At 63.2% G+C, this 22,535-nt stretch carries 17 protein-coding genes; 7 read left to right on the forward strand and 10 right to left on the reverse strand.

The features are described 5' to 3' along the window. Position 1: 1 nt before the first annotated feature. From AU381_RS12945 to AU381_RS12955, 3 genes are read right to left on the reverse strand one after another with little or no spacing between them, the layout of a single operon-like run. Positions 2-1,132: an ABC transporter permease gene (locus AU381_RS12945; RefSeq protein WP_064242175.1), complete on the reverse strand. Its 1,131-nt coding sequence runs from the start codon at positions 1,130-1,132 to the stop codon at positions 2-4. Beyond that, on the reverse strand, positions 1,125-2,048 hold the full coding sequence (gene oppB / locus AU381_RS12950; protein ID WP_064242176.1) for an oligopeptide ABC transporter permease OppB: 924 nt from the start codon (positions 2,046-2,048) through the stop codon (positions 1,125-1,127). The genes AU381_RS12945 and oppB overlap by 8 nt, the downstream gene beginning before the upstream one ends. Positions 2,049-2,099: 51 nt before the next feature. Further along, the gene (locus tag AU381_RS12955; protein WP_064242177.1) at positions 2,100-3,698 is read right to left on the reverse strand and encodes a peptide ABC transporter substrate-binding protein; all 1,599 of its coding nucleotides are present in this window, start codon (positions 3,696-3,698) and stop codon (positions 2,100-2,102) included. Between the two features lie 753 nt (positions 3,699-4,451). Here AU381_RS12955 and fba point away from each other — a divergent pair. Then, positions 4,452-5,498: a class II fructose-bisphosphate aldolase gene (gene fba, locus AU381_RS12960; protein WP_064242178.1), complete on the forward strand. Its 1,047-nt coding sequence runs from the start codon at positions 4,452-4,454 to the stop codon at positions 5,496-5,498. Between the two features lie 67 nt (positions 5,499-5,565). Here the strand turns inward: fba and AU381_RS12965 are convergent, their stop codons facing one another. From AU381_RS12965 to AU381_RS12985, 5 genes are all read right to left on the reverse strand, one after another. Continuing rightward, positions 5,566-7,359 (reverse strand): ABC transporter ATP-binding protein, encoded by a 1,794-nt coding sequence (locus AU381_RS12965; RefSeq protein ID WP_064242284.1) that lies wholly within the window; start codon positions 7,357-7,359, stop codon positions 5,566-5,568. Next, on the reverse strand, positions 7,359-8,411 hold the full coding sequence (locus tag AU381_RS12970; RefSeq protein ID WP_064242179.1) for a glycosyltransferase family 2 protein: 1,053 nt from the start codon (positions 8,409-8,411) through the stop codon (positions 7,359-7,361). Before AU381_RS12970 ends, AU381_RS12965 begins: the two co-directional genes overlap by 1 nt. After that, entirely contained in the window at positions 8,398-9,501 is a 1,104-nt protein-coding gene (locus AU381_RS12975; RefSeq protein WP_064242180.1) for a glycosyltransferase family 2 protein, read from the reverse strand. Before AU381_RS12975 ends, AU381_RS12970 begins: the two co-directional genes overlap by 14 nt. A gap of 16 nt (positions 9,502-9,517) precedes the next feature. Further along, complete coding sequence (locus tag AU381_RS12980) at positions 9,518-10,711, reverse strand: acyltransferase family protein (RefSeq protein WP_064242285.1); 1,194 nt, start codon at positions 10,709-10,711, stop codon at positions 9,518-9,520. 374 nt (positions 10,712-11,085) lie between these two features. Beyond that, positions 11,086-11,913: a MerR family transcriptional regulator gene (locus AU381_RS12985; protein ID WP_064242181.1), complete on the reverse strand. Its 828-nt coding sequence runs from the start codon at positions 11,911-11,913 to the stop codon at positions 11,086-11,088. Positions 11,914-12,138: 225 nt separating this feature from the next. On the opposite strand from AU381_RS12985, the gene AU381_RS12990 reads away from it, so the two are divergent. From AU381_RS12990 to htpG, 3 genes are all read left to right on the forward strand, one after another. After that, complete coding sequence (locus AU381_RS12990) at positions 12,139-13,407, forward strand: 4-aminobutyrate--2-oxoglutarate transaminase (RefSeq protein ID WP_064242182.1); 1,269 nt, start codon at positions 12,139-12,141, stop codon at positions 13,405-13,407. 124 nt (positions 13,408-13,531) lie between these two features. Continuing rightward, a complete protein-coding gene (locus AU381_RS12995) occupies positions 13,532-15,007 on the forward strand; it encodes an NAD-dependent succinate-semialdehyde dehydrogenase (protein ID WP_064242183.1) in 1,476 nt (491 codons plus the stop codon). A 166-nt stretch (positions 15,008-15,173) separates the two neighbouring features. Next, positions 15,174-17,060: a molecular chaperone HtpG gene (htpG, locus tag AU381_RS13000; RefSeq protein WP_064242184.1), complete on the forward strand. Its 1,887-nt coding sequence runs from the start codon at positions 15,174-15,176 to the stop codon at positions 17,058-17,060. Positions 17,061-17,223: 163 nt separating this feature from the next. On the opposite strand, the gene AU381_RS13005 is transcribed toward htpG, so the two are convergent. Both AU381_RS13005 and AU381_RS13010 read right to left on the reverse strand, forming a co-directional pair. Beyond that, the gene (locus AU381_RS13005) at positions 17,224-18,414 is read right to left on the reverse strand and encodes a CaiB/BaiF CoA transferase family protein (protein ID WP_064242185.1); all 1,191 of its coding nucleotides are present in this window, start codon (positions 18,412-18,414) and stop codon (positions 17,224-17,226) included. An 11-nt stretch (positions 18,415-18,425) separates the two neighbouring features. Next, the gene (locus AU381_RS13010; protein WP_064242186.1) at positions 18,426-19,613 is read right to left on the reverse strand and encodes an acyl-CoA dehydrogenase; all 1,188 of its coding nucleotides are present in this window, start codon (positions 19,611-19,613) and stop codon (positions 18,426-18,428) included. 457 nt (positions 19,614-20,070) lie between these two features. Between AU381_RS13010 and AU381_RS13015 the strand changes: the two genes are divergently transcribed. From AU381_RS13015 to phnN, 3 genes are read left to right on the forward strand one after another with little or no spacing between them, the layout of a single operon-like run. Continuing rightward, the gene (locus AU381_RS13015; RefSeq protein WP_064242187.1) at positions 20,071-20,778 is read left to right on the forward strand and encodes a DUF1045 domain-containing protein; all 708 of its coding nucleotides are present in this window, start codon (positions 20,071-20,073) and stop codon (positions 20,776-20,778) included. Between the two features lies 1 nt (position 20,779). Further along, positions 20,780-21,919: an alpha-D-ribose 1-methylphosphonate 5-triphosphate diphosphatase gene (locus AU381_RS13020; RefSeq protein ID WP_064242188.1), complete on the forward strand. Its 1,140-nt coding sequence runs from the start codon at positions 20,780-20,782 to the stop codon at positions 21,917-21,919. Next, on the forward strand, positions 21,916-22,503 hold the full coding sequence (gene phnN / locus AU381_RS13025) for a phosphonate metabolism protein/1,5-bisphosphokinase (PRPP-forming) PhnN (protein ID WP_064242189.1): 588 nt from the start codon (positions 21,916-21,918) through the stop codon (positions 22,501-22,503). Before AU381_RS13020 ends, phnN begins: the two co-directional genes overlap by 4 nt. Positions 22,504-22,535: the final 32 nt, after the last annotated feature.

A 22,535-nucleotide genomic window follows, 5' to 3' on the forward strand; every position in this document is an offset into this window, starting at 1 on the left:
GTCAGCGGTCCTTGGGGTCGAGCGCATCGCGCAGGCCGTCGCCGACGAAGTTCAGCGAAAACAGCGTAACGACGAAGAAGATGGCCGGGAAGATCAGCAGCCACGGCGCCGACTGGATGTTGTTTGCTCCCTCGGAGATCAACGCTCCCCAGCTCGTCAGCGGCGACTGCACGCCGAGCCCGAGGAAGGACAGGAAGCTTTCGAGCAGGATGACCTTCGGCACCACGACGGTCACGAAGACGATCACCGGACCGATGGTGTTCGGGATGATGTGCCGGCGGATGATCTGCCAGTCGGTGAGGCCGAGCGCCTGCGCCGCACCCACGAATTCGCGGCGCTTCAGAGCGAGCGTCTGGCCGCGGACGATACGGGCCATGTCCAGCCACTCGACCGCGCCGATCACCAGAAAGATCAGGATGAAGCTGCGGCCGAAGAAGACGACCAGCACAACGACGAGGAAGACGAAGGGTAGCGAATAGAGGATTTCGACGAAGCGCATCATCACGTTGTCGACGCGCCCGCCGATATAGCCGGACGTCGCGCCGTAGAAGACGCCGAGGCCGAGCGACACGAGGCTCGCGAGCAGGCCGACGGCGATCGAGATCTGTCCACCGAGCATGACGCGGACGAGCAGGTCGCGGCCGTTGGAATCGGTGCCGAACGGGAAATATTCGCGGTCCACCTGGCCCTCGACCTTCAGCGTGCGGCCCTCGTCCTCGGTCGCGACGACCTTGGTGTTCTCGAATTCGTTGGCGCGGTCGAAATAGCGCGTGGCGCGCGGATCGATCGGCTGCTCTGAAGTGACCGTGGCTGTAAAGGCTTCGCCCTCGACGTTGAATTCCTTCAGCGTCACGCGGGCGCGCGCCGCAACGCTTTCCATGACCTCCTGGAGCGTCGAGGTATCCGGCCGCGGTTCGAGGTTCGGGCCGATCGACACATAGGACGGAAAGACCTGGTCGTAGCTGTGCGGGGAGAAGAACGGACCGACGAAGGAGAAGAGCGCGATCAGCGCCAGCATGATGCAGCCCGCCATGGCGGCGCGGTTGCGGCGGAAGCGCAGTGCCGCGAGCTGGAAGAGACTGCGGCCTTTTGTTTCCGGCGCGGCCGCCGGTATCTGGACGATATCAGTCATGGCGAACCCTCGGATCGAGCAGGCCGTAGAGAATATCGACCAGGAGATTGAAGACGATGACGAAGATGGCGATGAGGATCACCGTGCCCATGACCAGTGTATAGTCACGGTTGATGGCGCCGAGGACGAAATAGCGGCCGACGCCCGGAATGGTGAAGATCGTCTCGACCACCGCCGAACCGGTGAGCAGCGCCGCCGCACAGGGGGCCAGATAGGAAACGACCGGCAGCATCGCGCCGCGCATCGCATGGGTGATGACGACGGCACGGGACGGCAATCCATAGGCCTTGGCCGTGCGGATATGGTCCGTGTTGAGCGCCTCGATCATGGAGCCGCGCGTCAGCCGGGCGAAGACCGCGAGTTGCGGCAGCGCGAGCGCGATCATCGGCAGAACCAGGAAGCGGAACGACCCGTCGCCCCAGCCGCCGGCGGGAAGCCAGGCGAGCATGATTGCGAAGATGAGGGTGAGCACCGGGCCGACGACGAAATTCGGCACGGTGACGCCGATCGTCGAAACCGACATAACAGCGAAGTCGAGGAAGCTGTTCTGACGGAGCGCGGCGATCGTCCCTGCGATGACGCCGCCGACTACAGCCAGGATCAGCGCGTAGAAGCCGAGCTCCATTGAATAGGGCAAGCCCTTGCCGATCAGCTGCGCGACGTTGTTGTCATGATAGATATAGCTCGGACCGAAGTCGCCGGTCACCGCATTGCTGAGATAGGTAACGTACTGACGCCAGAGCGGCTGATCGAGGTGATAGGTCCTCATCAGGTTCTCCATCGTGGTGGGAGGGAGAGGACGCTCGAGATTGAAGGGGCCACCGGGGGCAAACCGCATCAGGAAGAAGGATATGGTGACGACGATGAACAGCGTCGGCACCGCACTCGCCAATCGGCGAAGGACGAAGGAGATCATGGACTTGGCTCCGGAGGCGACGCGCGGGCTCCCGCGCGTCGCCTCAGTTCGTTATTCGGCGATCGACAGGAACCTGCTCAAGTGCGCATTCGGCGCATTGTCCTGCCAGCCCTTGACGCGGCTCGAGACGAGCCACAGGTCCGCCTGGGTGAGGAGTGGCGCAATCGGCTGCTCCTTCATCAGCAGGGTCTCTGCTTCATGGAGGACCTTCGAGCGCGCCGCCGGATCCTGTTCTTCGTAGGACTTCTTCATCAGCGCGTCGTATTCGGCATTTTCGAAGTGGCCATAGTTGAAGGTCTTGTTGGTGCTGAGGCTCAGCGCCAGGAAGTTCTCGGCATCGGCATAGTCGGCGACCCAGCCGGCACGGGCGACGTTGAACTTGCCGCCTTCCTGCAGGTAGGCGTAGTGCGACGAGACGTCGAGGTTGACGAGCGAGACCTTGGCGCCGAAGGTGTTCTTCCACATATCGGCGACAGCCGTCGCAACACGCTCGTGGTTCGGGTTGGTGTTGTAGCGGATCTCGATGTTCAGCGGCTTGCCGCCCTCGCCGTAGCCGGCTTCCTTCATCAGCTCGATCGCCTTGTCCTCACGGTCGAGCTGTGACATTTCCGCAAAATCCGCCTTTGCGGGATCACCGTATCCTTCGATGCCCGGCGGCACCATCGAATAGGAAGGAATCTGCGAACCGCTGTAGATTTCCTTGGCGAGGAAGTCGCGGTCGACCGCCATCGACAGGGCCCGGCGGACGCGGACGTCGCTATAGGGCTCCTGCCGCGTGTCGAAGGCGTAGTAATAGGTCGCAAGCGTCGGCGAGACATGCACCTGGTCGCTATAGGACTGCCGCAGGCGATCGATCTGGTCGGCCGAGAAGTTGTAGACGAGGTCCATTTCCTTCGCCTCGAAACGACGCACCGAGGCGGCCTGGTCGTCGATCGGGTAGAAGATCACCTTGTCGAGCTTGACGTTGGCGGCATCCCAGTAGTTCGTGTTCTTCTCGACCGTCAGGCTGTCGTTCGGCACATGCGCGGTAAGCTTGAAGGCGCCGTTCGAAACCATGACGCCCGGCTTCACGAAAACGGCGCCGTTCTTCTCGACGCTCGCCTTGCTGACCGGAAGTGCGGTCTGGTGAGCCAGCAGTTCCAGGAAGAACGGCGTCGGCCGCTCAAGGGTGACTTCGAGCGTCTTCTCGTCGACGGCCTTGACGCCGAGCTGGTCGACCGGCACCTCACCCTTGTTGACCTTCTCGGCGTTCTTGATCGGGAAGAGAATGTTGGCGTATTCGGCAGCCGTCTTCGGGTCCTCGACGCGGCGGAACGAGAAGGCGAAGTCCTCGGCGGTCACCGGCGAGCCGTCGGACCACTTGGCATCGGCGCGCAGCTTGAACGTATAGACGACGCCATCATCCGAAAGCTCCCAGCTTTCGGCGGCACCCGGGACGATCTTGCCGGCGGCATCGTAGATCGTCAGACCCTCATAGAGGTCCTTGAGGATGAATTCCTCGATGTTGATGGACGTATGCGCCTGGTCGAGCGTCTGGGGCTCGCCGGCATTGCCGCGGTGCAGGACCGCTTCGGCGAGCGCCGGGCTTGCTCCGACAAGTAGCGAGCCGATGAGCGCGGCGGCGCGGAGGTTGAGTTTCAGTGAAGCCATTTTTCTTCTCCTTCCCCTTGTTTTGGATCAGCCAATCGCACGAGAGAAGTGCAAATTTGCACCGAACGCAAGGCGATTTCTGCACCCTCTCTTATAAAACGAAATTCTCATTGATCGCGTAAGTTGCAAAGCGACGCAACGAATTCCATTGCCTCCTCATGCGGCCGGCCAAGCGGAATTATGCGCCGAGAGCAGCCAACTGCAACGTTTTAGATGACATCGCAACGTCTAGCCCGTCGCCGCCGTGGTCGACGCAAGCAGGCCTTTTGCAAACTTCATGAATTCAATCGGCACTTTACGTAATATGCAGAATAATTTCCCGCCTCTTTCGCAATATTTTTGCGAGCAGCTGTTGCGAGCCTTGCCGACGCGTTCCTGCGACGCGAAATCATTCTGAGACACCAAGCGACAGGACAGCCACCCGAAGCCGCTTCATCCCCACCTCGCGCCAAGGCTGCCACTACCAACCAGAAAGCGAATGTGGTGATTTTTGACAGGGCGGGTTTCCATCCACAGCAAAATCCCTTGACGCACGTCAATCAACTGCCCGCGCCTGCCTTGGGTCCGGTTGCCAAACGGTCTGCATCAATTATTGTGCGTCTGACTTTGGTCGGGCGCGCGGATTCCAAAGACATCGGAATGCGCTCAAACGCCCGCATCGTAGGCCGAGGATCGCCTGGGTAGCCGCGAATGTGGGGCCCGCTTCAATTTCGTAGCGCCCGGAGTGAGCGCGTTAGCACAGGGAGATTTCGAATGGCATTGATCACATTGCGGCAACTGCTCGACCATGCGGCGGAAAACAATTATGCGCTGCCGGCCTTCAATGTGAACAATCTCGAATACATCCAGGCAGTCATGCGCGCCGCCGATGCGACCGACTCCCCGGTGATCCTGCAGGCAAGCCGCGGCGCCCGCTCCTATGCCGGCGACGCTTTCCTGCGCCACCTGATCCTTGGCGCTGCGGAAGAATATCCGCATATCCCAGTCTGTCTTCACCTTGACCACGGCGACCAGCCGTCGACCTGCATTTCGGCGATCACGAACGGCTTCACTTCGGTAATGATGGACGGCTCGCTGGAAAAGGACGGCAAGACAGTGGCGAGCTACGAGTACAACGTGGCGGTCACGGCCGAAGTCGTGAAGATCGCTCATGCGGCGGGCGTATCCGTGGAAGGCGAGCTCGGCTGCCTCGGCAACCTCGAAACCGGCGCCGGCGACAAGGAAGACGGCCACGGCTTCGAAGGCAAGCTATCGCGTGAGGAATTGCTGACCGACCCGGACCAGGCGCTCGACTTCGTCTCGAAGACCGGCGTGGACGCGTTGGCGGTGGCGATCGGCACCAGCCACGGCGCCTACAAGTTCACGCGCGAGCCGGACGGCGAGATCCTGTCGATCGAGACGATCGCCAAGATCAACAAGCGGCTGCCCAACACCCACCTCGTCATGCACGGATCGTCTTCCGTTCCGGCCGACCTCCAGGAGCTTTTCAACGCCTATGGCGGCAAGATGAAGAAGACCTGGGGCGTGCCGGTCTCGGAGATCCAGAAGGCCATCCCGCTCGGCGTGCGCAAGGTCAATATCGACACGGACCTCCGTCTCGCCTTCACTGGCGAGATCCGCAAGCACCATATCCAACACCCGGACAATTTCGATCCGCGCAACTATCTGAAACCGGCGATCGCCCACATGACCGAGGTCTGCAAGGAGCGTTTCGAGGCTTTCCATGCCGCCGGCCAGGCATCGAAGATCCGGGTGCTGAGACTCCCGGAAATGGCCAAGCGCTACGCCAAGGCAGCCTGACACTCATCCAGCCTGGAACGCTGCGAGGCCGTACATCCCGCAAGGATGCATGGCCTTGCTTTTCGTTTCAGCTTTGGCTCTCCAGCGGTGCCTCGTGCTCATAGAGCTGGTCCATGCTGAGCGACGCCACTTCAGCAAGGCGCGCCCGGCTCCTGACCCGTCCGCCGCCAAGCACCACGACGTCATCGCAAAACGAGATCGTGCTTCGGTGATGGCTGATGACGATCGTCGTGCGCCGGCCGGCCCGCAATTTCAATGTCTCGACGATCGCCGCTTCCGAGAGGCCATCCACGGCGTTCGTGGCCTCATCCAGAATGAGGATGGCCGGATCGCGCACCAGCGCCCTGGCGAGCGCGATGCGCTGGCGCTGCCCGGCCGAGAGGCTCGCCCCCCGATAGCCAACGACCGTCTGATAGCCTTCGGAGAGCTCTTCTATGAAGCCATGCGCCTCGGCAAGCTTCGCCGCGCGCTCGACTTCGGCAAGCGTGGCACTTTGGCCATAGGTGATATTCTCGAATATGGTGCCGTCCACGAGTTCCAGGTCCTGGCTCGCAACGGCAATCTGGCGTCGCCAATGAGCAGGGTCGATCCGGTCGAGCGGCAGGCCATCGATGAGGATGTGGCCTTCGTCCGGTTCCACGAACCGGCAAAGCAGATTGACGATGGTGGTCTTGCCCGCACCCGATCGCCCGATGATCGCCGTCGAACAACCGCCGCGTATCTCGAACGTCGCCGAGCGCAGCACGACGGCACGGGAGCCGGAAGCCGGATATCTGAAGGTTACGCCGGCGAATGCGATCCCCTCGTTAATCCCTGCGATCGGTTCGCTGCCGGAGGGCGGCTTCGGCTTGTCGGATGAATCCAGGAGCCAGCGCACTTCCTCAAGCGAGCCGCTCCAGCCCTGGATCTGGCTCCAGGACATTTGCAGGGCCCGCACATGCGGTTGCAGCCGGTAGAGCAGAACGACGAAGGCGACGATCACCGGGAAGCTCACGCCCGCGAACCAGGCGCTGACGACCGCTGCCAGGAACAAGGCGGAATGCAGAACCTCCGTCAGCGGCGGCAGGATACCCTGTCGGGTTTGCAGCACGAAACCTGCGTGGCGCACGGAATCGGAAGCGGAATCGAACGCCGCCTTTTCGCGGTTTTCCTGACCGAAGACGCGGATCAGCCGTCCCGCATGAACGAGATGCAGCATCCGCGCCGCAAGATCGCTGTTGAAGGACGTCACCTTGCGGCTGGGGGCCTTGAGCGTGGCCGATAGTGCCGCGTGCGCCACCTGGACGACGATGAGGCCGAGCGCCACGAAGAGCGTCATCTGCCACGACAGGAGCAGCAGGAAAGCCAGGAGGATCACCGCGGCGGAGGCGTTCACCATGGCTGCGAGCACGGTCTGTATCGCGTCGGAGGCCCGCCACGATTCATTTGAGATGATATTGAGCAACCGGCCGGGGTTCTGTTGCAGGAAGAACGGATAGCCTATGCGCAGGAGCTGATTGGCCAGAGCGCTGCGGATCGAATGGCTCGCCTTCCCGTAGATGAAGTTGGTGAGTACGGTGTTTGCGAAGGCGATGACATTCTTCAGGACGATCAGCGCCAGGATCGCGGCCCCAAGCGCCATCAGCCTGTCGCCATTATCCAGCCCGGATCCGACCTGGTGGAAGACCGCCGAGATGCCGCTTAGACCGGGCGAACCGTCGCTGCCCGCGATGATCCCGAGCATCGGGATGATGAGACCGATGCCGGCACCTTCGAGCGCCGCACTCGCGAGCCCGAGAACGACGACCAGTGGAAGCAGGCGCAATTGCCGCCCGAGCGTGTCACGCAGCAGCTGCAGGCCGGGCATGAGGAACCGCACCATCATCGGCCTCGCTCCAGCCCGGGCGTCGTCTCGCCGATCGGCTGCAGTTCGGTCGGCGCGGCCCGGTTTGCGATGAGGAGATAGGCGAACTTCGCAGCGCCCAACAGGTTCATCGACACGATCGGCCAATGGGACAGTTGCAGCTCCGGATCGAACCGGGCGCCGCCGAAGACCTGGCCGCATGCCGATCTGACCGTCCAACAGAAATGCCGCAGCAGCCACGGCGCCTTGAAGAAGTGTTTCACACAAAGCGCTCCGTTGCCCAGGCTATAGCTTCGGTGGAGCTTCTCGATTGCAGCGCGGGAGGTTCGGCCGTGGCGATGGAAGACCGTCATGTCCGGTACGTATTCGACAGGAATGCCGAGCTGGAAGGCACGTACGAGATAGTCGGTGTCCTCCGCGGAGTGCAGCGGCGCGCCCGCCCCGAAGCGCTCGTCGAAGCGGCCGATGAGCGCGGCGACGTCGCGATGCATCGTCATGTTGCAGCCCAACACGAAGCCGCCGGGATGGACGTCGCGTGTCAACCGGGCGGGTACCTTCGACCGTTTGATCGTGAAGGGCTGATCGCAAGGGTTGCCTAGTTCGACGCGACCGCCGCGGATGACACGCTGCCCGCCGTTTGCATAGTGCCGTTCCAGATCGCCGAGATACGTCCGGTCGATTTCGCAATCATCGTCGATGAAGACGAGGATCTGCCCACGGGCCCGTTCCATTCCCGCATTGCGCGCGGCGGCAAGGCCTGGACGCGGTTCAGTGACAAGCGTGATTTTCATCCTCGATGCCACGGCGATTCGGCGCAACTCGGCCGGCGTGCCGTCCGTCGAGCCGTTGTCGACCACCACGAGCTCACTTGTTACCGCGCCATGGGCGTCGCACGCTGCCTCGATCGACCGGATGCAGGCTGCAAGGGCCCGTATGCGATCGCGCGTGCAGACGATGAAACTCGCGAACGGCCGGTGCCCGGCTGAAGCCGCCGGGGCAGCCACGCGTTTTGCCGCGGCTTCGACACGGGCTCGTTCTTGGACGTCGCGCGCCATTTCAGATCGTGCCATGCTGCGGTAGGACGCTTGCGGCCGGCACGGACTGCAGGTAGCGCGCCAGCGCGTCCATCCGCTCGGTGGCGGCGAGCGAAAGGCGGCTGCACCAGGGCGCACGAGCTCCGGCAAGCAGACCGTATCGTTCACGGCGCCGGATGAGCTGCCATTTCCGCGTTCGCGTCAGGAATTCGTGCGTGAGGTCCGGACGTTTCTCATCGGCGATGAACTGGTAGAGAAAATAGAAGAAGCACAGGAGGCCGTCCTCATAGGCCCGGCGCGTCTCGGGCGGAAAAGCAGCGATCTTCCGTTCGAGCGAGACGATGAATTCGCCAACAACTCGGATCGTCTCCTTCGTTACGTTGGCGCCGATCGCGCGGAGCGCACTTGCGTCGGCGAAAAGGCCATTCCGTTCGAGGTTTTCGGCGACGATCTTCAAGTGTGTCCGGCGCATCTGAAGCTGGTGCTTGCTCGTGACGCTGCCCTCATGGAGCCGGTAGGCGACCAGCGCCTCATCGATCATCATCGTCGGAAAACGGTCGGCGATACGCCTGAACAGGTCGAAATCCTCGGCGTGCGGATAGGCTTTGTCATAGGCAAGCAAATCGTCCGGGATCACGCGTCGGTTGTAGATCACGGTCGAGTGGATGAAGATGGTGAAGAACATCGACAGGATACGCATGCTGCCCGGCCGGTAGATTGGACTAGGCTTGCCGCGGACGATGCGATCGCCGATCAGCGTGTCGACCCCGGCGCCGCACAGCGCCAGTTCGGGTTGCTCGGCGAACAGCGCCACCTGCCGCGAAAGCCGCGACGGATAAGAGACGTCGTCGGCATCCATCCGCGCGACAAGCTCGCCGCGAGCGAGCGCCAGGCCTTCGTTCAGGGTCGCTATGAGACCCCGGTTCTCCCGCGAACGAATGAAAATCCGGCGATCCGCCTCCCGATAGCGCTCGAGAACCTCGAGCGAACGATCGGTCGATCCGTCATCGATCGCGATGATCTCCAGATGTTCGTAGTCCTGGCGCAGGATGCTTTCGAGCGCTGCAGCGAGATAGGGTTCGCCGTTGTAGACGGGCAGCAGGACGGACACCAGGGGCGACGGCATGGTTCGGCTCGCGTGTTTATTGAACATCAGAGGTCTGGAACACTTTGCTGCGGTCGGCCGCGGCTCGCGGCACAGCCGGTTGACCTTGGACTTCGATTTCCGCAGCGATCGGCCTGATTGACTTGCCCCCGGCCGTCGAGGCGCTGCGTCTTCCTGGAGCAACGTACGGAAAATGCCGCTTCAGCGCATTCAGCGGCTTTTCGAAGGCGAGCCAGGATATCGACGCGATTATCAAGGTGCCCGCGCCGGCGATGAGCAAGCGGCCGGGCCCCTGCTCGGAGACATTGACCGCTATCCAGGGCTGCGCCTCGACGACAAAAGCCAGGACGATGGCGTGGTAAAGATAGATGCCGTAGCTGGCGCGGCCGAGCGCAGTCATCGGCGGACATTCGATGAAGCGGCCGAGATAGCCGCCGATGCCCCGCGAGCAACTGCCCACCAGCATCGCCAGCGGCAAGAGAGGGAAGACTTCGAGGCCAATCCAGGCGAGCCACTCGAGCATCGGCGTCTTCGGCACGGGCCTGAGCCACAAAAGGATCAAGGAGGCGGCCAGCAGTGGCATCAAGCTTTTCCGGGCCCATTGCGGCCAGGCTTCGCCTTTCGATCGATGTACCGCCAGGAGCCCGCCCGCCGCCAGCGCATCCATCGATGCCGGTGGCAGCAGATCGCGCGCCAGCGACGGCGTTCCGGTCAATGGCCAGTAGAAGCGGTAAGCCAGCGAGAATGCGATGACACCGACGCAAATTCCGGCAATCGAGCGCCGCGGCGCGATCAGGACGGCCAGCGGCCAAACGATGTAGAATTGCTCCTCGATGCTCAGGCTCCAGGTATGACAGAGAACCCAAGGCGTCCACTCGTTCTGCAGCGCGTACCAGAAGTTGGAAAGGTAGAGAGCGTGCCAGGCCAGCACTCCCTTCGAGCTTTCCAAACCGGTCAGCCATACGAAGCCGAGCACCGCGAAATAAGGAGGAAAGATGCGCAGCGCACGGCGTGCGTAGAAGGATTTGAGCGCTGTTGCCGGCTCGAAGCGGGCATCAGAGCGCGCTTCCAGCAGCAGCTGGGTAATCAGGAAACCGCTCAGGACGAAGAACAGCCGGACACCGATATGGCCCAAGTGGGATCCGTCGGCCGCGAAGAAATGCGCGTAGAGAACCAATGAAACGGCGATGGCCCTTAGGCCGTCCAGCTGCCGGTCGCGCGCAATCTGCATGAACATCCCCCGAGTAAACCTTTGCGGGATTCTCCCCTGGTGGCATCACTCCCTGGGCCGGTATGATTTTTTGCCGCCGCTTCGCCAAGTGCTCTCGGAAGAGCGGTGAATTCAAATAGGTGAAAGATAGTCAACGCGGTTGCCGGCGAATGTATGCCCGAATAGGGCCAAACTTTGGCGCGCCTTCCGGAAGGATTCCCGCAAACCCGAAGAACCAGAGGAAGTGTGTTGCATCCGCAACGAGGGATTATATCCAAGCTGAAGTCGATAAAGAGCCGCTACAATGTGGTTTCAGCTGCAAGAATCTTGGCCATACGCCAACTGAACTGCAGCCAGGTTACCTCAATTCGCCGCCTTAAGGCTCTGGCCGCCGCCTAAAAAGTCGGCGGCGTATTGATCCATAGAAGAATGGTCTCTCCATCGTGGCGGTTCGACCAGGCATGGCGGCGCCGGCTCTCGAAATAGAGGGAATCGCCCGGATGGAGATCATAGAACTGATCCCCGTCGAGCACGAACTCGACACGGCCGGAAAGCACATAGACGAACTCCTCGCCGTCGTGCCGGTAGGCCCCCTCGCTCGATGCGCCGGCCGCCAGCACGAAGCGGTGGCAGTCCATCTGGTTCTGGCCTTCGGCAAGCAGTTGCACCGTCACGCCCGGCGTCGTGCGCGGCCAATTGCGCCATTCGCCCGCGCGGACAAGCACCCGTGCCTGCAGTTCCTCCTCGCCTGAGAGGCTCGACACCGTCGTTCCGAAATATTCGGCAAGATTGTGCAGGACGGCAACCGAGACACCTTGGGACGTTCGCTCGAGCGTCGAGAGCACCGACGGCGCAATGCCGACGTCGCCAGCCACCTGTTCGAGCGTCTTGCCAGCGGCATGTCTGAGGCTCCGCAATTTTCGGCCCACCTGGAGGTCGATATTGCTTTCCGATAATGCTGCAGGCCCGGGCTCGTCATTCGCGGTACTTTCGGCGTCCAGCGCCTCGCGTATTGCAGCCGGGTTGAGGCCACGCTCGGCGCGAAACCAGGAAATGCGCTTCAGTCGCGCCAGGTCCGCCTCAGTGTACTGCCGGTGGCCGGTCGCCGAACGCTCGGGCACAACCAGCCCCTGGGTTTCCCACAGACGCAGCGTCGAGGCCGAGACGCCGGCGAGCCTTGCCGCTTCGGCAACCTTGTAGCGAATATTGCCCGCCCCGCTCATCAATACCTGTCCCTTCCGACGTCGAAGGCGACGCGATTCCGGGCCTTCCGTTGCTGCGGCAATCTACCCGGGAGCTTGGCCGATTTACAAGGAGCGGCCATTCGCTGCCGTGTTGTCTCGATCACCAAATTTGATTTGCTTTCCATTTAAAAAAATGTACCACTTCCGGAGAAAAGTTGCAGAAAAAATGCAATATATCTACGAACTCCAGACAGGACAGCGACGATGACCAGCCTGACCGACCGCAAGAATGCCGCCATCTCCCGCGGTGTGGGAATGACGACGCAGATCTATGCCGAACGCGCCGAGAATGCCGAAATCTGGGACAAGGAAGGCAATCGCTACATCGATTTCGCCTCCGGAATCGCCGTCGTCAACACCGGCCACCGCCATCCGAAGGTGATCGCTGCCGTCAAGGCGCAGCTCGATCGCTTCACCCACACCTGCCACCAGGTGGTCCCCTACGAGAACTACGTGCATCTGGCGGAACGCCTCAATGCGCTCGCCCCCGGCAAGTTCGCCAAGAAGACGATCTTCGTCACCACCGGCGCCGAGGCAGTCGAAAACGCCGTGAAGATCGCCCGCGCCGCCACTGGCCGCCAGGCCGTCGTCGCCTTTGGCGGCGGCTTCCACGGCCGCACCTTCATGGGCATGGCGCTGACCGGCAAGGTCGTGCCCTACAAGGTCGGCTTCGGCGCTATGCCGGCCGACGTGTTCCATGCCCCCTTCCCGATCGAACTCCACGGCGTCAGCGTCGAGCAGTCGCTCGCCGCGCTGAAGAAGCTCTTTGCCGCCGATGTCGATCCCGGGCGCGTCGCGGCGATCATCCTTGAGCCGGTCCAGGGCGAAGGCGGCTTCTACCCCGCGCCGACCGCCTTCATGAAGGCGCTGCGCGAGATCTGCGACCAGCACGGCATCCTGTTGATTGCCGACGAAGTCCAGACCGGCTTTGCCCGGACCGGCAAGCTCTTCGCGATGGAGCATCATGACGTCGCGCCGGATCTGATGACGATGGCGAAAAGCCTTGCCGGCGGCTTCCCGCTTGCCGCCGTGACGGGCCGCGCCGAGATCATGGACGCGCCGGGTCCGGGCGGGCTTGGGGGCACCTATGGCGGCAACCCGATCGGCATCGCCGCAGCGCACGCCGTTCTCGACGTGATCGAGGAAGAACAGCTTTGCGAGCGCGCCAACCAGCTCGGCAATCGGCTGAAGCAGCGCCTTGCCGAGATCCGCGAGAAAGCCCCCGAGATTGCCGACATTCGCGGTCCCGGCTTCATGAATGCGGTCGAGTTCAACGACGCGAAAACGAACCTGCCGAGCGCCGAATTCGCCAACAAGGTCCGCCTCATTGCCCTCGAAAAAGGACTGATCCTGCTCACCTGCGGCGTCCACGGCAATGTCATCCGCTTCCTGGCGCCGATCACCATTCAGGACGAGGTTTTCGCCGAGGCCCTCGATGTCCTCGAAGCATCGATCTTCGAAGCGCGCGGTTGACGTCAGGTCGGACGACCGCTATCGCGCTCGTCCGACCCCGTGGGGCGCGCACAGTCCTGCGCCCCTACCAAAGCAAAAGTGCGAGGCTTGCTGAGCCGTGGCGGGTCTCGCCGGAGGACGCGCCATGGCCCTGACAACCGCACTTACCAAGCACCTTCGCGCGGCGGACCAGTTCGCGGCACTCGATCGGGTGGCCCGGGCCGCTGCCACGTGGAGCGGCGAGACCTTCGATGTCTTCAATCCTTCCACCGGCGAATTGCTGGCGACGCTTCCGGACATGGGTATCGAAGACGCGCATGTCGCGATCGATGCCGCCGCCAGGGCTCAACCGCTCTGGGCCGGCAGGCCTGCCAAGGATCGAAGCGCGATCCTGCGTCGCTGGCATGACCTGATCGTCGAGCATGTCGACGATCTCGCCGCCATCCTGACGGCCGAGATGGGCAAGCCGCTCGTCGAGGCGAAGGGTGAGGTCCTGCATGCCGCCGCCTATGTCGAGTGGTATGCGGAGGAGGCGAAACGCGTCTATGGCGAGACCTTCCCCGCACCTGCCAACGACCGCCGCATGCTCGTCATCAAGCAGCCCGTCGGTGTCGTCGGCACGATCACGCCCTGGAATTTTCCCGCTTCGATGGTCGCCCGCAAGATTTCTCCGGCGCTCGCCGCCGGTTGCGCGATCGTCCTGAAGCCGGCCGAGCAAACGCCGCTCGTCGCCGGGGCGATGTTCGTGCTTGCCGAGAAGGCTGGCTTCCCCGCAGGCGTTCTCAATCTCCTCTATGCCTCGGAAGGGGCGCCGATCGGGCGCGAACTCTGCAGCAACCCCAAGGTCCGCAAGATCAGCTTCACCGGCTCCACCGAGGTCGGCCGGCTCTTGATGCGGCAATGTTCCGACCAGATCAAGAAGGTGAGCCTCGAACTGGGCGGCAATGCCCCCTTCATCGTCTTTGACGATGCGGACATCGACGAGGCGGTGGATGGGGCAATCCAGGCGAAGTTCCGCAATGCCGGCCAGACCTGCGTCTCGGCAAACCGCGTCTACGTGCAATCGGCGGTACACGACGCTTTCGCAGAGAAATTCGTCACTCGGGTGCGCGAGCTTCGCGTCGGAGATGGATTTTCGCCGGGTGCCATCATCGGCCCGATGATCGACGGCCACGCGATCGAGAAGATCGAGGCGCATGTGGCCGACGCGCTCGCCAAGGGCGCCGAACTGCGCTGCGGCGGCAAGCGGATCGGCACGAATGGCACCTTCTTCGAACCGACCGTGCTCACCGGCATCTCGCACGACATGCGCGCCGCCCAGGAGGAGACTTTCGGGCCGATCGCCCCGATCATCCGCTTCGAGACGGCCGAGCAGGTGGTCGCCGAAGCGAACGACACGATCTATGGCCTTGCCGCCTACTTCTATGCCGAGAACCTGAAGCGCGTCTGGCATGTGGCCGAGGCGCTGGAATACGGCATGGTCGGCATCAACACCGGCCGCATGTCTTCAGAGGCAGCCCCCTTCGGCGGCATCAAGCAGTCCGGTATCGGCCGCGAAGGCTCGCGCCACGGTCTCGAGGACTATCTCGAGATGAAGTATCTCTGCATGGGCAATATCTGACCATGGGAAAGGGCCGTTGGCGGATGCGGTGATCGCCGCAACCCTACCAGCCCTTGAAATTCTTGCCGCGCCTTGCCAATTGGGGCGAAAACCGAAGCAGGCCGGGCGTTCCGCTGTCCCGCTCCAATCAGTCGAAATCAAAACGATCCGAGGAGGCCGCAACACGATGAGCGATGTCGAAATGTCCGTCGAGAAACATGTCTTCGAAGCCGATGTGGCGAAACTGCTGCATCTGATGGTGCATTCTGTCTATTCCGACAAGAACGTCTTTCTCCGCGAACTGATTTCGAATGCGGCTGACGCCTGCGAGAAGCTGCGCTACGAGGCGATCGTCGCACCGGAACTGCTCGGCAGCGACCCCGCGTCGCGCATCACGCTGACGCTCGACGAGGAAAACGCCCGCCTCATCGTCGAAGACAACGGCATCGGCATGAGCCGCGACGAGCTGGTCGAGTCGCTCGGTACCATCGCCCGCTCCGGCACGCGCGCCTTCATGGAGCGGATCGAGGCGGCACAGGGTAAGGATGGCGCCCAGCTCATCGGCCAGTTCGGCGTCGGCTTCTATTCGGCCTTCATGGTTGCTGACAATGTCGACGTCGTTTCCCGCCGCGCCGGCTCCGACAAGGCCTGGCACTGGGCGTCGGACGGCAAGGGCAGCTACACGCTGTCCGCAGTCGATTTGGCCGATGCGCCGGCGCGTGGAACCCGCATCACCTTGCATCTGATGGAAGACGCCAAAACCTACACGTCGCGCTGGACCGTGGAGCGCATCGTCAAGGATCAGTCAGGCCACGTGCCCGTGCCGATCTCGATCATCGAGAAGCCCGGCGCCGAGCCCATGCAGGTTGCCGATGGGACGGCGCTGTGGACCAAACAGAAGAGCGACATCAGCAAGGAAGACTATACGGATTTCTACCGCGGCGTAGCCGGCCAGTACGACGAGCCTGCATTGACGGTTCACTTCCGTGCCGAAGGCCGCCACGAATACACGGCGCTTGCCTTCGTGCCCGGCGCGAAGCCCTTCGACCTGTTCGATCCCGACCGCAAGGGCCGCATGAAGCTCTACGTGAAGCGCGTCTTCATCACCGACGAGGCGGAGTTGCTGCCGCGCTATCTCCGCTTCGTGCGCGGCCTCATCGACACCGCCGACCTGCCGCTCAACGTCTCGCGCGAGATGATCCAGGAAAGCCCGCTGCTTGCGAACATTCGCAAGGGCCTGGCGAACCGCGTGCTGACGAGCATAGAAAAGCTCTCGGAGAGCGAGCCGGAAACCTTCGCCAAGCTTTGGGAGAATTTCGGCAGCGTCATCAAGGAGGGCATCTACGAAGACTTCGAGCGGCGCGCGCAGCTCCTGGCGCTTTCCCGCTTCCGCAGCACCGCTTCCGAGGACAGGCCGCGCGCGCTTAACAACTACGTCAAGGACATGAAGAACGGCCAGTCGGCGATCTATTATCTCACCGGCGACAATCTTGCTCAGTTGCAGGCGTCGCCGCAGCTCGAGGGTTTTCGCGCCCGCGGTATCGAAGTGCTCCTCTTGACCGACCCGGTCGACAGCTTCTGGGTGACGACGGCGCCGGATTTCGAGGGCAAGCCCTTGAAGTCGATCACCCAGGGCGCCGCGGATCTCGCCGGCATCGCAAAGCAGGACTCCGAAGCCGCCTCTTCCGAGACAAGTCCGGCGGTGGCTGAATTCGTGTCCTTCGCCAAGGCGACGCTCGGCGAGGCGGTCTCCGATGTCAGGGCCTCCGACCGCCTGACGGAAAGCGCCGTCTGCCTCGTTGCGCCGGAGCACGGCCCGGACCGCCAGCTGCAGAAGATGCTGCAGGGCGCCGGCCGCATCGAAAGCGCGGTAAAGCCGGTCCTCGAAATCAACCCCGGCCATGCCTTGATCGCTGCCCTTGCCAGCTGCCCTGCGACAGAGAGTGCCTTGCGCGAAGATGCAGTGAAGCTGCTGCTCGATCAGGCGCGCGTTCTCGACGGCGACAAACCGGAGGATCCGCGCGGCTTCGCCGAACGGCTGTCGCGCGTTTTCGGTCGGGCATTGAAGGGGTAAAAGGAGCGCGGCTTTGCCCCTCATCCGGCCTGCCGGCCACCTTCTCCCCGCAAGCGGGGCGAAGGAGATTCGCGGCGCCGCCCAGCACTTGTCCCCTCTCCCCGCGTGCGGGGAGAGGGCTAGGGTGAGGGGCAAATCCCCAAAGCAAAGACCGAAGTGTAGGTCAGTCTCGCTCTTTTCCTCGCGAGGACATTCCAATCTCCGCCAGCACCTCGGCCGTATGCTCGCCAAGCCGTGGCACCCCGCGCTCGAGCGCCAGCGACGCCCCGGAAAAGCGAACCGGTGTCCGGACCCCGGGCGACGTGCCGGTCGCAGCACCCGTATGCGGTGTCTCGACGCGCATCTGCCGATGGTCGATCTGCGGGTCGGCGAATACGTCTGCAACCGTGTTGATCGGCCCGCCTGGCACCCCGGCCGCTTCGAGCTTTGCGAGCAGGGCGTCGCGCGCGAATTTCGTGGTTTCCGCGGCGAGTTCCGGCGTCAGGCTGTCGCGATGCTGAACGCGCCCGGCATTCGTCCGGTAACGCTCATCGGCCGCAAGGTCGGGGCGGCCGAGCAGGTCGCAGAACTTGACGAACTGCCGGTCATTTCCGACCGCGACGATCAGGTGCCCGTCAGCTGTGGGAAACACCTGGTAGGGCGCGATGTTGGGGTGGGCGTTGCCGAGACGCCGCGGCGCCTTGCCGGAGACGAGGAAGTTCAGCGCCTGGTTGGCGAGCACGCCGGTCATGCAGTCGAGAAGCGCCATGTCGATCTGCTGCCCCTTGCCGGTACGCTCGCGCTGCGCCAGCGCCGCCTGCACGGCAATGACGCCGTAGAGCCCAGTGAAGATGTCGGCGAAGGCGACGCCGATCTTCTGCGGCTCGCGGTCCGGCTCGCCGGTCAGGTCCATGATGCCGCTCATGCCCTGGATGATGTAGTCGTAACCGGCCCGGTGGGCGTAGGGGCCGTCCTGGCCGAAACCGGTCACCGAGCAGTAGACCAGCCGCGGATTGCTGTGCCTCAGGCTCTCATAGTCGAGCCCGTATTTGGCCAGCCCGCCGACCTTGAAGTTTTCCAGAAGAACGTCCGATTGTGCCGCGAGCCGGCGCACCGCCTCCTGTCCTTCCTCCGTCGTGAAGTCGAGGACGACGGAGCGTTTTCCCCGGTTGCAGGCGTGGAAATAGGCGGCATCGAGCTTCTCGCCTCCCTCGCCCTCCACGAAGGGCGGTCCCCAGGTCCTGGTATCATCTCCGGCCGGGCTCTCGACCTTGATGACCTCGGCGCCGAGATCGGCGAGTGTCTGGCCGATCCACGGGCCGGCGAGGATGCGGGCGAGTTCGAGGACCCGTATGCCCTTGAGCGGCGCTTCCATCGTCACATTACTCAGAAGAAGGCCTGTAGCCCGGTCTGGGCGCGGCCGAGGATCAGCGCATGGACGTCATGCGTGCCCTCATAGGTGTTGACCGTTTCCAGGTTCAGCATATGGCGCATCACCTGGTATTCCTCGGAAATGCCGTTGCCGCCATGCATGTCGCGGGCCATGCGGGCGATGTCGAGCGCCTTGCCGCAATTGTTGCGCTTGACGATCGAGATCATCTCCGGCGCCATTCGCCCCTCGTCCATCAGCCGCCCGACGCGGAGCGACCCCTGCAGCCCGAGCGCGATCTCGGTCTGCATGTCGGCGAGCTTCTTCTGGAAGAGCTGCGTCTGGGCGAGCGGCCGGTTGAACTGCTTGCGGTCGAGGCCGTATTGACGCGCCGCGTGCCAGCAGAACTCGGCCGCACCCAACGCTCCCCAGGAGATGCCGTAGCGGGCGCGGTTGAGGCAGCCGAAGGGTCCCTTGAGGCCCTCGACATTCGGCAGCAGCGCTTCCTCCCCGACCTCGACATTGTCGAGAACGATCTCCCCGGTTATCGACGCCCGGAGCGAAAGCTTGCCGGCGATCTTCGGCGCCGAAAGCCCCTTCAGGCCCTTCTGCAGCACGAAGCCGCGGATGGCGTTGCCATGCGCTTCCGATTTCGCCCAGACGACGAACACATCGGCGAGCGGCGCGTTTGAGATCCACATCTTCGAGCCGATCAGGCGATAGCCGCCGTCGGTCTTGACTGCCCGGGTCTTCATGCCGGCCGGATCCGAGCCGGCATCCGGCTCGGTCAGGCCGAAGCAACCGATCCACTCGCCGCTGATCAGCTTCGGCAGGAGTTTCTGCTTCTGCTCTTCGGAGCCGTAGGCAAAGATCGGGTAGATGACCAGCGAGGATTGCACGCTCATCATCGAACGATAGCCGGAATCGACCCGCTCGACCTCGCGCGCGACGAGGCCATAGGCAACGTAGGAGGCGCCGACGCCACCATAGGTGTCGGGCACCGTGACGCCGAGGAGGCCGAGATCGCCCATCTCGCGGAAGATCGCCGGGTCGGTCTTTTCCTCGCGATAGGCCTCGATCACCCGCGGCTGCAGTCTTTCCTGGGCATAGGCGCGCGCCGTATCGCGGATCATCCGCTCGTCTTCGGTCAACTGATCCTCGAGGAGGAACGGATCGTCCCACTGGAATTGATTTTTTCCGGCCATGTCTCCCTCCCGTCGGAATCTTCCGCCTCCAGGTTATGGCAAGCCGGATCAGCCGTTTCAAACGAATTTGAGGCACTGCCTCATGCGTGCCGGGAATGGCTTGTGCCGGGCCCGGCTCTGCGGATTGTCCGCGAAACGACGTTACCCGCCACGCGCCGCCACGACCAACACCCGAAGGACGCGATCACGTCGATCCAGCATGCTGCCGCTGAAGTCGACAGCGAGTTCCAACTCGGATTGGGAAAAAGTCGCCTATGGGATACGTTTGATCTTGATGGTTGTGTTCATTTTCGACAGCATCTTCACGCGTGCCGTTCCCGACTGATCGGACGCAATAGGCATTTATCCGATGCGCGGCGGCGATCATGATGTTGTCACGCAAGTCGGTTAGCTGCGCATTGCCGCCAATAGTCGACTCGCCTTCCGGGCGAGGCGTCGATGAAGAAAGTGAAGACCCGTGCGTTATGCAATCTATTTCGCGCCGCCGGCCGATTGCCGGCTGTCGCTGACCGCGGCCCGTTGGCTCGGCCGGGATGCCTTCGGCGGTGGGGCGTTGGCCTGGCCGGAAGACCTGGGGATCGAACGCGAACGGCAGATCGCCCTGACGGCCGAGCCGCGCCGCTACGGCTTTCATGGCACCTTGAAGGCGCCGTTCGCGCTTGCGCCAGGGCGAAGCGAGGCCGAGTTGATCGCCGCCTTCGATGAATTCGCTGCAGAGATCGAGCCTTTCGAGCTGCCTGAAATCGCGCTTCACCAGATCGGCCCGTTCTTCGCCCTTGTGCCGAGCAAACCGTCCGCGCCCCTGCAAAGTCTGGCCGAGCAGGCGGTCCGCCGCTTCGAGCCTTTTCGCGCCCCTCTCTCGGAAGCCGATGTCGCCCGCCGGAATCCCGAGAGGCTGACACAGCGTCAGCGGGAATATCTCATGGCATGGGGCTACCCCTATGTTTTCGAAGAGTTTCAGTTTCACCTTACACTGACCGGTCCAGTGCCGGAGGAGATGCGCGACATCATGCGCGGAACGCTCGAGGCCGCCTTCCATATGTTTATCGGCCAGCCGCTGAGCGTCGCGACGGTCGCTCTTTTTGTCGAGACGCAACGCGGCGCCCCCTTCACCGTTCATTCCCTGCTGCCGCTCGGCAGCGCATCCGCACGAAAGATTGCCTGACATGAGCAGCGAACAGGTTCTGAGCAATGCCCGCATCGTTCTCGAAGATGACATCATTGACGGTTCGGTGCTGATCCGCGACGGGAAGATTGCCGACATTTCGGAAGGGGCGAGCCGGGCTGGCGAGGATTTTCAAGGCGACTACCTGCTGCCTGGCCTGATCGAACTTCATACCGACCACCTAGAGGCGCATTACTCGCCGCGGCCCGGCGTGCGCTGGCTGAAGATCGCCGCCATCCAGGCGCACGACGCCCAGGTCGTCACCTCCGGCATCACCACGGTCTTCGATTGTCTGCGTCTCGGCTCGGACGAGGAGAGCGGCTTCCCGAAGGGCGAAATGCGCAGCATGGCCGACGCCCTGGCGCAGGCGAAGGAGGAGGGCAGGTTGCGCGCCGACCACCTCATCCACCTGCGCTGCGAGGTCTCGACCGCCGACGTGCTGGACCACTACGAGGATTTTCGCGACGACCCGCAGGTCCGACTCGTCTCGCTGATGGACCACGCGCCCGGCCAGCGGCAGTTCCAGACGATGGAGCAGTACACGCTCTACTACAAGACCAAGCGCGGCCTCACGGACGAGGCATTCGCCGCCTTCGTCGAGCGTCAGCAGGCCCTGTCGGCCCGCTATGCCGCGCCGCACCGCACCGCGCTCGCCGAGGCTTGCGCCCAGCGCGGCATCACCATTGCCAGCCACGACGACGCGACGCTTGCGCATGTCGAGGAGTCGATCGGCTATGGCGTCCGCCTTGCGGAGTTTCCGACAAGTTTCGAAGCGGCGGAAGCCTCGCACCGGGCGGGATTGAGCGTCTTGATGGGCGCGCCCAATGTCGTGCGCGGCAAATCGCATTCCGGCAACATCGCCGCGCGAGAGCTTGCGGAACGCGGCGTGCTCGACGTGCTTTCCTCAGACTATGTGCCCTTCAGCCTGATCCATGCGCCATTCATCCTTGCCGACGAGGTCGAGAGCATCGACCTGCCGAGCGCAATCGCCCTGGTGACCGCAACACCGGCACGCACGGTCGGCCTCAGCGACCGCGGCAGGATCGCCGTCGGGCTGCGCGCCGATATCGTTCGTGTCCATCGGCCAGGGGGCATTCCGGTGGTTCGCTCCGTATGGCGCGAAGGACGGCGTGTCGCATGACGGAGGAGGCAAAACAGGGCGGAACGCTCATCGTCGTCGTCGGGCCGAGCGGCGCCGGAAAGGACAGCGTCATGGGCTTTGCCGCCCGCCATTTCGCGCAGCGGCCGGATATTCTCTTCGTCCGGCGATTCATCACCCGTCCGTCCGATGCCGGCAGCGAAGTGCATGAAAGCGTATCCACCGCCGAATTCGAGGAATTGCAGCAAAGCGGCGCTTTCGCCGTCTCCTGGCAGGCGCACGGCTTGAGTTACGGCATTCCGCGCGAAATCGCCGACAAGATCGAAAGCGGCATGACCGCGATCGTCAACGGCAGCCGAGCCGCCCTTCCCGCCGTTCGCGCCGCTTTCGGCAAGGTGGCCGTCGCCCTTGTCACCGCGGACGCACCGGTGCTGGCGAAGCGGCTCGCCCAACGGGGACGTGAAAGCGAGGAAGACGTGCTAAGGCGACTGAAGCGGCAAGTGCCGGACGTCGTCGCCGGTCCGGACGTGACGGTGATCGACAATAGCGGGCGGCTTGACGTCGCCGGGCAGCGGTTCGTCGCGCTCGTCGAACAGCATTGCGCCAAGGCCCCTCACCCCGCCTGATCGCCGACTATCGGACAATTTCGCGCCAAGCC

The organism is Sinorhizobium glycinis (assembly GCF_001651865.1).
Taxonomy (GTDB): domain Bacteria; phylum Pseudomonadota; class Alphaproteobacteria; order Rhizobiales; family Rhizobiaceae; genus Sinorhizobium; species Sinorhizobium glycinis.